This window comes from Nonomuraea sp. NPDC049784 (genome assembly GCF_040659615.1).
Taxonomy (GTDB): domain Bacteria; phylum Actinomycetota; class Actinomycetes; order Streptosporangiales; family Streptosporangiaceae; genus Nonomuraea.
In genome coordinates this window covers 1-10,855 of record NZ_JBFAMX010000334.1, presented here as the reverse complement: position 1 = coordinate 10,855, position 10,855 = coordinate 1, and the positions used below count along the sequence as shown (strand labels likewise).

The window sequence follows — 10,855 nt, the reverse complement described above, 5'->3', positions numbered from 1 at the left end:
GAGGCGGGCGCGAGCGCGCGCCTGGATGCGGACGACCTGCTGACCGGCCACGGCCTGATCAAGCACCACGGCAGCGCATGCGGAATCAAGGCCGCGGAGATCGCCCGCGAGGACGGAGTCACGGTCAGCGTGCTGCCCACGGAGGCGACCGTGCAGGGGCTGGCGGCTCTGGCCGTACACGATCCGCTGCGCCGCTTCGACGACGACGTGGTGGCGATGACCGACGCCGCGGGGCACACGCGGTACGGGCACGTGACGGTGGCGGACCGGGAGGCGGTCACGAGCGCGGGGGTGTGCCGCCCCGGAGACGTGCTCGGCATGATCGACGGGGATGTCGCGGTGATCGGCGGCTCGCTCGACCACGTGGCGACCATGGTCGTGGACCGGATGGTGGCGGGTGGCGGCGAGCTGGTGACCCTGGTCACGGGCCTGGAAGCGCCGCCAGGGCTGGCGGAGCACCTGGAGGAGCATCTGGGACGTATACGGCCGGACGTGGACCTGGTCGTGTACGACGGCGAGCAGGGCGGCTACCCGCTCCTGATCGGCGTGGAGTGACATGACGACAAGAGGGCCGTCGGGCGGGATTCCTGTCGGGCGTAGGCGGTAGAACTTAATGCCGTGAGCCGTTTCGACGAGCCTCTGACGAAGGCGCTCGACCCGAAGACCGCCAAGCTCCTGCACAGTGTGCTCGACCTGGAGACGGTCGGCGACCTGTTGCGCCACTATCCGCGGCGTTACGCCGAGCGCGGCGAGCTGACCACGCTCGACGCGCTGGAGGTCGACGAGCACGTCACCGTGGTCGGCGAGGTGACCAGGCTCATGCGCAAGCCCATGCGCAACCGCGGCGGCACCTGGCTGGAGGTCGAGGTCGTCGACGGAAACCGCAACAAGATCTACCTGTCGTTCTTCGGCAAGGGCTCCCATGTGGCGGAGTCGCGGCTCAAGCCGGGGCGGCGCGGCATGTTCGCGGGCAAGGTGGGCCTGTTCGGGTCGCGTACGAGCCCGCGCTGGCAGCTCTCGCACCCGGAGTTCGAGCTGTTCGAGGAGAACGAGGCGAGCGCGGAGGAGTTCGCGGCGGCGCCGGTGCCGATCTATCCGGCGGGCAAGGACCTCACGCCCTGGGCGATCAGGCGCGCGGTCGGCATCGTGCTCGACACGCTCGGCCCGCTCGAAGACCCGCTGCCCGCCGCGCTGCGGGCCCGCCACGGGCTGCAGGACCTGGGCGAGGCGCTGGTGGCCATCCACCGACCGAAGGACTTCGCCGAGGTGGGGCGGGCGCGTAAGCGGCTGAAGTTCGATGAGGCGTTCGTGCTGCAGGCCGTGCTGCTGCAGCGGCGCCAGGCCGCCACCTCGCTGCCCGCCAAGGCCAGGCCGAGGCGTTCGGACGGCATGCTGGCCGATTTCGACGCGCGGCTGCCGTTCTCGCTGACGGAGGGGCAGGCGCAGGTCGGTGAGGAGATCGCCGCCGACCTCGCGCTCGAGCACCCGATGCACAGGCTGCTGCAGGGCGAGGTCGGCGCGGGCAAGACGGTGGTGGCGCTGCGCGCGATGCTCCAGGTGGTCGACGCGGGCGGCCAGGCGGCGCTGCTGGCGCCCACGGAGGTGCTGGCCCAGCAGCACCACCGCTCGATCACGAGCATGCTGGGGGACCTGGCGCAGGGGGGCATGTTCGGGGGCACGGCGGTCACGCTGCTGACCGGCTCGATGGGCGCCGCCGCCCGCCGCTCGGCCCTGCTCGACGCCGCCTCGGGCACGGCGGGGATCGTCGTGGGCACGCACGCGCTGCTGCAGGAGCACGTGCAGTTCGCCGACCTGGGGCTGGTCGTGGTGGACGAGCAGCACCGGTTCGGGGTCGAGCAACGTGACGCGCTGCGCGAGAAGGCGGGAGGCGGGCGGCCGCACGTCCTGGTCATGACGGCCACCCCGATTCCGCGCACGGTCGCCATGACGGTCTTCGGCGACCTGGAGGTCTCGACGCTGTCCCAGCTCCCGGCCGGGCGTGCGCCCATCTCCACCCACGTCGTCCCGGCCGCCGAGAAGCCTCACTATCTCGAACGCACGTGGGAGCGGGTGCGGGAGGAGGTGGCCCTGGGGCGCCAGGCGTACATCGTGTGCCCGCGCATCGGCGACCTGGAGGGCGACGAGGGCGACCTGGCGGCGGCCAACGACGAGGAGCGCCGCCCGCCGCTCGCGGTCCTCGACGTGGCCGAGCTCCTGAAGAGCGGCCCCTTCCACGACCTGCGCGTCGAGACCCTCCACGGCAAGCTCCCGCCGGAGGAGAAGGACGCGATCATGCGCTCCTTCACGCGGGGCGAGCTCGACGTCCTGGTGGCCACCACGGTCATCGAGGTGGGTGTCGACGTCCCCAACTCCTCCGTCATGATCATCATGGACGCCGACCGCTTCGGCGTCTCCCAGCTCCACCAGCTTCGCGGCCGCGTCGGTCGCGGCGGCCTCCCGGGCCTGTGCCTGCTGGTCTCGGACTTCCCCGAAGGCACCCCGGCCCGCGCCCGCCTGGACGCGGTGGCCGCTACCTTGGACGGCTTCGAGCTGTCACGCGTGGACCTGGAGCAGCGGAGGGAGGGCGACGTACTGGGGGCGGCGCAGTCGGGCAAGCGGTCGTCGCTGAAGCTGCTGCAGCTGCTGCGGGACGAGGACGTGATCGCCACCGCCCGCGACGAGGCGTCCGCCCTGCTCGCCGAGGACCCGGACCTGACCTCCCACGAGGGCCTGAGAGCCGAAATCACCCGCCTTTTGGCAGACGAACGCGCCGAGTATCTGGAGAAGACCTGACACAGGGCACTCCTCAGCCGCGCGGGGGGAGCCGGTAGGGGTGCAGGGGACGTCTGAAGCGGCGCCGGTGACGGGCTTTCCGGCGCCGGTGCGGCGGGACGGTGTGGGGTCCGCTCCGAGGCGGGAAGGGCCGTGTCGCGGCATGGGCGGGGTCCGCTATGAGGCGGAAAGGGCCGTGCGGGGGCGCGGGTGGGGAGCCACGGAATCGGCCAAGGAATCGCCGTAACGGTGGCCGGCCATGTGCGGGTCAGCGAGCGTCTTCCTGGAGGCCCCCGGCCACGTACGGCGGTAAGTGCCAAGCCGGCCCCGCCGTAACAAATCAAAAGCCCACGAGCAAAGAAGAAAAAGGCCCAGCCGCGGGGACGGCCTCCCCCCGAATGCCGTCCCCGGCTGGGCCCACCCTCGGGTCAGGTGCCGAGGGAACCGGCGTGCGGAAGGGCTCACGATCACGCCGGTCGGCCTTCATGTGGGTCACCTTGAAGGCCGCAGAACTCATCATGCGGGCCGACCGGCCCGATGTGAATCACCCTTGCGTACTCGAGGCAGACACTTGTCCACTCTTGACCTGCATGAATATGCGGAACAATAGGTCACATGACGCGGATCATCGCAGGCACAGCGGGTGGCAGGCGGCTCGCGGTGCCGCCGGGGCGCGGGACGAGGCCGACCAGTGACAGGGCGAGAGAAGGGATCTTCTTGACGCTCGACTCGCTGTACGGGCTCGACGGCGCCCGCGTGCTCGACCTGTACGCCGGATCAGGGGCGATCGGCCTGGAGGCCCTGTCCAGGGGAGCGAAGGAGGCCGTGCTGGTTGAGTCCGACCCCAAGGCCGTGCGGACGATCAAGGCGAACGTCCAGGCGCTCGGCCTCGAAGGCGCCAGGGTGATCGCGGACAAGGTGGTGCGGGTGCTCGGGAAGACACCCAACGATCTTGAGAAGGAGTCGCCCTACGACATCGTGTTCGCGGATCCGCCGTATGCCACGTCCGATGCCGAGGTCCAGCAGGTCCTGGAGCTGCTGCGGGACAACGGCTGGCTGGCGGATGAGGCGTTGGTGGCGTTCGAGAGGGAAAGCAGGGGAAAGGCCCTGATGTGGCCGGAAGGCTACGTTGAGGAGAGGGTCCGTCGTTATGGCGAAGCGTCCGTTTGGTACGGTCGCGCCGCCGGGAACCCGTAGACCTGGGAGGGCGTCTTGCGCCGCGTAGTCTGCCCGGGGTCGTTCGACCCCATCACCAATGGCCACCTCGACATCATCGGCCGCTCCGCCCGCCTATATGACGAAGTGACCGTGGCAGTCCTCATCAACGTCGAGAAAAGCAGCCTGTTCACGGTGGACGAGCGAATCGACATCCTGCAGACCGTGACCAAGGACTTTCCGAACGTCAAGGTGCGGAAATTCCACGGACTGCTGGTCGATTTCTGCAAGCAGAACGACATCCCCGCCATTGTCAAGGGCATCAGGGTGGTCAGCGACTTCGACTACGAGCTGCAGATGGCGCAGCTCAACTATCGGATGTCAGGGGTGGAGACGCTTTTCATGCCCACGAATCCCGAATACTCGTTCCTGTCCTCCAGCAGGGTGAAGGAGATCGCCAGATATGGTGGGGACGTGTCGGGCCTCGTACCCGATCTTGTGCACAAGCTGCTCATCGAGCGGCTCAGGGGCTGAGTGCGACCTGCTATCCTTTCATTTCGGCCTTGTACGACGGCGATCGTCTCGCCATGCCTAGCGAGAGCAGGATGACTCAGCACCTCGACCCCCGCTCCCCGTGGGTGATCTCCACTCATGACCTGGGAAAGCGGCCGGGCACGATGCGGCAGATGACCCTGACCCTTCCGGCACCGGCAGATCTCGGCGTCGACATGATCGGTGTCCCCAAGGACGCCGAAGTCGAGCTGGATCTCCGGTTCGAAGCAGTGATGGAAGGCGTGCTCGTGTCAGGCACGGCGCAGGCCCCGCTCGCCGGGGAGTGCGCGCGCTGCCTCGACCCGCTCACCTCGGAGATCGAGGTGGACCTGCAGGAGCTGTTCTTCTACTCCGACGAGGACGCCTCGGAGGAGGACTCACTGCTCGACGGGGAGCTGCTCGACCTCGAGCCGACGTTCCGTGACGCGGTGGTGCTGGCGCTGCCGTTGAGCCCCGTGTGCCGTGAGGACTGCGAGGGGCTCTGCACGGAGTGCGGGGTCAAGCTGGCCGAGGCCGGCGATGATCACCGGCACGAGAAGATCGATGCCCGTTGGGCGTCGTTGCAAGGTCTGATTTCCGACAAAGATAACGATCAGGAGAAGTGACGTGGCCGTCCCGAAGCGAAAGATGTCGCGGAGTAACACCCGCCACCGTCGCTCCCAGTGGAAGACGACTGCTGTCGCCCTGGTGAGCTGCCCGCAGTGCCGTTCGCCCAAGCAGCCGCACATCGCGTGCCCCACCTGCGGCACCTACAACCGTCGTCAGGTCATCGAGCCGTCCGCCTGATCCCTCTGACAAGAAAACCTGCCCGTCGGGCTGCCGCACCGGAGACCGTGGCGGCAGTTCACATCGCGGGTTTCTCGTCAGCAGTTGACGTGATGCCGACCGGGTGCCATTGTGCCTCGGTCGGCGTTACCGTCTCAGATGCGTGCGGCGGCGGCTCGCCCGCGGTCGTGGTGGACGCCGGGGCTACGTGTTACCCCGACGCCCACCACGTTTTCGGGCATCTCCCGCGGCCGGCGCGCCATGCGAAGATGTCCGAGGAGGAAACACGTGGGCGCAGGTCCTAAGCCGGTGGCCGTGGAGGTCGCCAAAGACGAGCTGGAGCGGGTCCTGGCGGTCGGCCTCGACTCCGACATCCTGGAGCGGGCGCTGACCCACCGCTCCTACGCGTACGAGAACGGTGGCCTGCCCACCAACGAGCGCCTGGAGTTCCTGGGTGACTCGGTGCTGGGCCTGGTGGTCACCGACACTCTCTACCGCAACCACCCCGACCTGCCCGAGGGCCAGCTCGCGAAGCTGCGTGCCGCGGTGGTCAACATGCGGGCGTTGGCCGACGTGGCCCGAAACCTGGGCCTGGGCCGGTTCCTGCGGCTCGGCAGGGGCGAGGAGGGCACCGGCGGGCGTGACAAGTCGTCCATCCTGGCCGACACCCTCGAGGCGCTGATCGGCGCGATCTACGTCGACAAGGGGCTCGACGAGGCGTTCCGGGTGGTGCACCTGCTGTTCGACCCGCTGATCGTCCGCTCGGCCTCGCTCGGGGCCGGGCTCGACTGGAAGACCTCGCTGCAGGAGCTGACCGCCTCCGAGGCGCTCGGCGTGCCCGAATACCACGTCGAGGAGAGCGGTCCCGACCACGCCAAGTCGTTCACGGCCATGGTGCGGGTCGGCGGCGAGTCCTACGGGTCGGGCACCGGGCGCAGCAAGAAGGAGGCCGAGCAGCAGGCGGCCGAGGCGGCCTGGACCCGCATCAGGGCCAGGCGGGAGCAGCGCGAGAGCCAGCCCGCGGGCTGAACGGCCCTCCGGATGTGTCTGGAGGGCGACAATTAGGTTGCTGCCCGAAGCGTCTGGGGCCCGGCCATCCGGGCGTCCAGAGGCTTGTGGCGCCCGAGCTTTAGGGGTCTGAGGTGCCTGAGCTACCGGAGGTCGAGGTCGTCAGGCGCGGCCTCGCGCAATGGGTCACCGGACGCGAGATCGCGTCGGCTGAGGTGCTGCACCCCCGTGCCATCAGGCGGCATCTGCCCGGGGCCGACGAGTTCGCGGCCCAGTTGAAGGGCCGCGAGGTGCTGTCCGCCGAGCGTCGCGGCAAATATCTGTGGCTCCGGCTCTCGGGCGCCGAGGAGGCGCTCATGGCCCATCTGGGGATGAGCGGTCAGCTGCTGGTGGTCGACCAGGACTCGCCGCTGGAGAAGCATCTGAGGGTACGCGTCCGCTTCGAGGATGGCGGCCCCGACCTGCGCTTCGTCGACCAGCGGACGTTCGGCCACGTCATGATCACGTCCCTGGTCGGCGGCGTGCCGGAGCCGATCTCCCACATTGCCCCCGACCCGTTCGAGACGGTGTTCGACGACGCCGAGTTCACCCGCAGGCTCAGGGCTAGGCACACCGAGATCAAGCGGGCGCTGCTCGACCAGTCGCTGATCAGCGGCGTCGGCAACATCTACGCGGACGAGGCCCTGTGGATCGCGCGGCTCCACTGGGCCAGGTCCACGCAGACGCTCACGCGTCCCAAGATCGCCGAGCTGCTCGCCGCCGTGCGCACGGTCATGGCGTCCGCGTTGCGGGCGGGCGGCACCTCGTTCGACAGCCTGTACGTGAACGTCAACGGCGAGAGCGGCTACTTCGAGCGCTCCCTGGAGGTGTACGGCCGGCGCGACCTGCCCTGCTCGCGCTGCGGCACCCCGATCAGGCGCGAGCCGTTCATGAACCGGTCGTCGTACTCCTGCCCCAAATGCCAGCGACGGCCGCGGTGAGCACGGCCAGCCCCGCGCCCAGCCACATCGCGGCGGAGATCGAGAACCCGTCCACGACCCTGCCGCCGGCGAACGCGCCGAGCGCGATGGAGACGTTGAAGGCGCTGACGAAGAGCGCCGTGCCAAGTTCGCCGCCGCCCGCGCGCATGATCCACAGCTGAAGCGTCACTCCGACGCCCCCGTAGCCGAAGCCCCACACCACCAGCACGGCCAGGGGTAGGCCGATGGCAGGCAGCGCCGCCGTGCCCAGCGCGATGAGGACGGCCCGGGTGATCAGGACCGGCTTGGGGTTCCTGGCCGCCCACGCGCCGGCCGTGAAGTTGCCCACCACGCCCGCGGCGCCGTACAGGAGAAGGATGGTGCTGATGAGGGCAGGACCCGCATGCGAGACCTGCTCGAGGAACGGCTGGACGTAGGTGTAGGCGGCGAAGTGCCCGCACACGATCAGGACGGTCATCACCAGGACGGTCTTGAGCTGCCCCGAGAGCCACTCCCGTGGGGATCCCGATGTCCGGGAGGGGGTCTCGCCCGGCAACGGCGGCAGCGTGGCGTACAGGACCGCGATCAGGGCCAGCGCCACCACGCCCATCGCGGCGAACGCCATCCGCCACCCCGCGAACGACGAGATGAACGTCGCCGCGGGCACACCCAGCACCGACGCCACCGAGACACCACCCAAGATGATCGACGTGGCCCGCCCGACGGACTTCTCCGGCACCAGCCGCGTCGCCAAGCCCGCCGCGAAGGCCCAGAACCCGCCGATGCTCACCCCGGTCAGCACCCTGGCCGCCAGGATGACGGGATAGCTCGGCGCGAACGCGCCCACCAGGTTGGCCACCGCCAGCACCGCCATCAGCCCGAGCAATGTGGCGCGCCGATCGAGCCGGCGTGCGGTGACGGCCAGCAGGGGCGCGGACACGGCGGCGACCAGGCCCGGGGCCGACATCATCAGTCCGGCGGTCCCGGCGGACACGCCAAGGCTGGATGCGATCGAGGTCAGCAGTCCGACGGGCAGCATCTCGCTGGTCACGATGGTGAAGGTGCCCACCGCGACCGTCGACACGGCCAGCCAGCGAGCCCTCGTAGCAGGGGAAACTTCGGTCATGGTCATGCCATTCAGCCTTTGCCCGGCCGCCTGCGGGAACAATGGCGAAGTCCGAAGGCTTGGTTTAGGTGGTCTAAGCGATCCGGATCCAGAGGTGGTGGAGATGGAATTCAGGGAGCTGGAGTGCTTCGTGGTGCTCAGCGAGGAGCTGCACTTCGCGCGTACGGCCGAGCGCCTCTACCTGTCGCCCGGGCGGGTGAGCCAGCTCATCAGCTCGCTGGAGACCGGCATCGGCGGCAGGCTCTTCCAGCGGACCAGCCGCAGCGTGCGCCTCACGCCGCTCGGCGAGCGCTTCCTGGCCGATCTGCGCCCCGCGTACGACGGCCTGGCGAGCGCCGTGAGCCGGGCCAAGGCGGCCGCGCGCGAGGTGACCGGCGCGATCAGGGTCGGCTTCCTGGCCACGCCCACAGAGGTCGTCACGGGGAGCGTGCAGGCCTTCGAACGCCGGTATCCGGGGTGCGAGGTGGAGCTGGTCGAGATCCCGCTCTCGGATCCTTTCAGCAAGTTGCGGGCCGGGCAGGTGGACCTCGCGTTCACGCTGCTCCCGGTGCGTGAGCCCGACCTGGCGACCGGCGAGGGGCTGAACGAGGTCTCGTACCAGCTGGGCGTCTCCGTCCGCCATCCGCTGGCCGCCCGCGCGAGCATCGCCGCGGAGGAGTTGTCGGAGGTGCCCCTGATCGGACTGGACGGCCCGGCCCCGCGGGACTGGCGCGAGCGGGTGGCACCCTCCGTAACCCCTTCCGGACGTCCGATTCCTCTGGCCGGTACGGTGACCACCAGCCAGGAGGGCCTGACCCAGGTGGCGCTCAACCGGGGTGGCATGCTGTTCTGCACCCCGACGGCGGCCCACCACAGGCGGCCCGACGTGAGCTTCGTCCCCGTCACGGGGCTGCGGCCATCCATCATGGGCCTGGCCTGGGTGAAGGCGGCCGAGACCGCCTCGATCAGGGCGTTCAACGAGGCGGCGGCCGGGCACGCACTCGGGGTGGAGTCCCTTGTGGCCTGACGGGAGAGGACATGCAGGAGAACGGCGAGAACGCCCGATTGACCGCCTGGGTTCGGGGCAGGGTCCAAGGGGTGGGGTTCCGCTGGTGGACCCGTGCCCGGGCGCTGGAGCTGGGGCTTGAGGGCTGGGCGCGCAACACGGCCGACGGCCGGGTGGAAGTGGTCGCCGAGGGCCCCCGCGAGGCGTGCGTCAAGCTGCTGGAGCTGCTCAAAGGTTGCGACACGCCGGGGAGAGTAGATGGAGTAGTAGAACGTTGGAGCGAACCCCGAGGTAGTTTGGGCGGGTTTGTAGAACGGTAGTACCTTTTGTTAAACCGCCCAAATAGGGTATAGTTGTATGTCGGGAGTGCCCATCAGTAGGGCTCAGCGGTTGGTTCGACTTGACCGCCCACACTGCCGGTGCGACTCTTGTTAGGTACCACGCGCACCCCTCCCGCGGAATAAGAAGTGCGCGAACCAGTCTGGTCACTCAGCGTGGAGGACCCTTTACCATGGCGAAGGCTCTACTCGGCCACGTCGGCGGTCCTGACCCTCGAATGGTCTCGGAGATGCGCCGCCTGCAGCAGCGTATCCGGGATCTGGAGGCAGAACTCATCCGACTTCAGGCCACCAATGACGCTCTTGCGGCGCAAACCCGCGATGAGGCGATAAGCCGCATGCAAGAGCGCGAGCCGGCACTCACCTGAGAGTGATCGGAGCGCAAGACCCCAGGGACGTCTCGGCGAGGCGTCCCTTGTTATTTGCGCTCTTTCGGAAACCTTCCTTTGCCCAGGCCGGCCCGGTCCAGAATGTACGTGCCCACGTGGGGCGGTGAGGACCAGTAGGCTTTCCCGAGTCCGGCATCAGGGAGAAGGGGGTCGCGCTTGTATTTGAAGACCCTCACCCTGCGCGGCTTCAAGTCTTTCGCCTCCGCGACCGCCCTGCGTCTCGAACCGGGCATCACCTGCGTCGTCGGCCCCAACGGCTCGGGCAAGTCCAACGTCGTCGACGCCCTGGCCTGGGTCATGGGCGAGCACAGCGCCAAGTCGCTGCGCGGCGGCAAGATGGAGGACGTCATCTTCGCCGGCACCTCCTCCAGGCCGCCCCTCGGGCGCGCCGAGGTGACGCTGACCATCGACAACTCCGACGGCGCCCTGCCGATCGACTACACCGAGGTGACGATCAGCCGGCTGATGTTCAGGTCGGGGCAGAGCGAATACGCCATCAACGGCGACACCTGCCGCCTGCTCGACATCCAGGAGCTGCTGTCCGACTCGGGCATCGGCCGCGAGATGCACGTGATCGTCGGTCAGGGCCAGCTCGACGCCGTGCTGCACGCGGGGCCCGAGGACCGGCGGGCGTTCATCGAAGAGGCCGCCGGCGTGCTCAAGCACCGCAAGCGCAAGGAAAAAGCGCTGCGCAAGCTCGACGCCATGCAGGCCAACCTGACCCGTGTGCAGGACCTCGCCACCGAGCTGCGCCGCCAGCTCAAGCCGCTGGGCCGCCAGGCGGAGATCGCCCGCAAGGCCGCCGT

General features: G+C 69.0%; 12 protein-coding genes and 1 pseudogene. 12 read left to right on the top strand and 1 reads right to left on the bottom strand.

Annotated features, from left to right (window positions below):
• The 8 genes and pseudogenes from AB0J09_RS41435 to mutM form a co-directional block, all read left to right on the top strand.
• A pseudogene (locus tag AB0J09_RS41435) lies at positions 1 to 555 on the top strand (hypothetical protein); the annotation flags it as partial.
• Between the two features lie 63 nt (positions 556 to 618).
• Positions 619 to 2,793 (top strand): ATP-dependent DNA helicase RecG, encoded by a 2,175-nt coding sequence (recG, locus tag AB0J09_RS41430; protein ID WP_360703649.1) that lies wholly within the window; start codon positions 619 to 621, stop codon positions 2,791 to 2,793.
• A 594-nt stretch (positions 2,794 to 3,387) separates the two neighbouring features.
• On the top strand, positions 3,388 to 3,969 hold the full coding sequence (gene rsmD, locus AB0J09_RS41425; protein ID WP_360703646.1) for a 16S rRNA (guanine(966)-N(2))-methyltransferase RsmD: 582 nt from the start codon (positions 3,388 to 3,390) through the stop codon (positions 3,967 to 3,969).
• A gap of 15 nt (positions 3,970 to 3,984) precedes the next feature.
• Positions 3,985 to 4,461 carry a pantetheine-phosphate adenylyltransferase gene (gene coaD / locus AB0J09_RS41420; RefSeq protein ID WP_360703644.1) on the top strand — a complete coding sequence of 159 codons (477 nt, stop codon included), beginning with the start codon at positions 3,985 to 3,987 and terminating at the stop codon, positions 4,459 to 4,461.
• Between the two features lie 53 nt (positions 4,462 to 4,514).
• Positions 4,515 to 5,084, top strand: coding sequence for a YceD family protein (locus AB0J09_RS41415; protein WP_360703641.1), 570 nt, complete (start codon positions 4,515 to 4,517; stop codon positions 5,082 to 5,084).
• Between the two features lies 1 nt (position 5,085).
• Positions 5,086 to 5,265 (top strand): 50S ribosomal protein L32, encoded by a 180-nt coding sequence (rpmF, locus tag AB0J09_RS41410; protein WP_139632166.1) that lies wholly within the window; start codon positions 5,086 to 5,088, stop codon positions 5,263 to 5,265.
• A gap of 294 nt (positions 5,266 to 5,559) precedes the next feature.
• Positions 5,560 to 6,273, top strand: a complete 714-nt coding sequence (rnc, locus tag AB0J09_RS41405) for a ribonuclease III (RefSeq protein WP_360703651.1) — start codon at positions 5,560 to 5,562, stop codon at positions 6,271 to 6,273.
• 113 nt (positions 6,274 to 6,386) lie between these two features.
• Entirely contained in the window at positions 6,387 to 7,232 is an 846-nt protein-coding gene (mutM, locus tag AB0J09_RS41400; RefSeq protein ID WP_360703637.1) for a bifunctional DNA-formamidopyrimidine glycosylase/DNA-(apurinic or apyrimidinic site) lyase, read from the top strand.
• Here mutM and AB0J09_RS41395 read toward each other — a convergent pair.
• A complete protein-coding gene (locus tag AB0J09_RS41395; RefSeq protein ID WP_360703634.1) occupies positions 7,180 to 8,343 on the bottom strand; it encodes an MFS transporter in 1,164 nt (387 codons plus the stop codon). The two genes, mutM and AB0J09_RS41395, sit on opposite strands and share 53 nt — an antisense overlap.
• Before the next feature lie 97 nt (positions 8,344 to 8,440).
• On the opposite strand from AB0J09_RS41395, the gene AB0J09_RS41390 reads away from it, so the two are divergent.
• From AB0J09_RS41390 to AB0J09_RS41375, 4 genes are all read left to right on the top strand, one after another.
• The gene (locus AB0J09_RS41390; RefSeq protein WP_360703631.1) at positions 8,441 to 9,343 is read left to right on the top strand and encodes a LysR family transcriptional regulator; all 903 of its coding nucleotides are present in this window, start codon (positions 8,441 to 8,443) and stop codon (positions 9,341 to 9,343) included.
• Positions 9,344 to 9,354: 11 nt separating this feature from the next.
• A complete protein-coding gene (locus tag AB0J09_RS41385; RefSeq protein WP_360703628.1) occupies positions 9,355 to 9,642 on the top strand; it encodes an acylphosphatase in 288 nt (95 codons plus the stop codon).
• 191 nt (positions 9,643 to 9,833) lie between these two features.
• Complete coding sequence (locus tag AB0J09_RS41380; protein WP_106249247.1) at positions 9,834 to 10,028, top strand: hypothetical protein; 195 nt, start codon at positions 9,834 to 9,836, stop codon at positions 10,026 to 10,028.
• Positions 10,029 to 10,205: 177 nt separating this feature from the next.
• On the top strand, positions 10,206 to 10,855 hold a 650-nt coding region (locus AB0J09_RS41375), incomplete at its 3' end, for an AAA family ATPase (protein WP_360703625.1).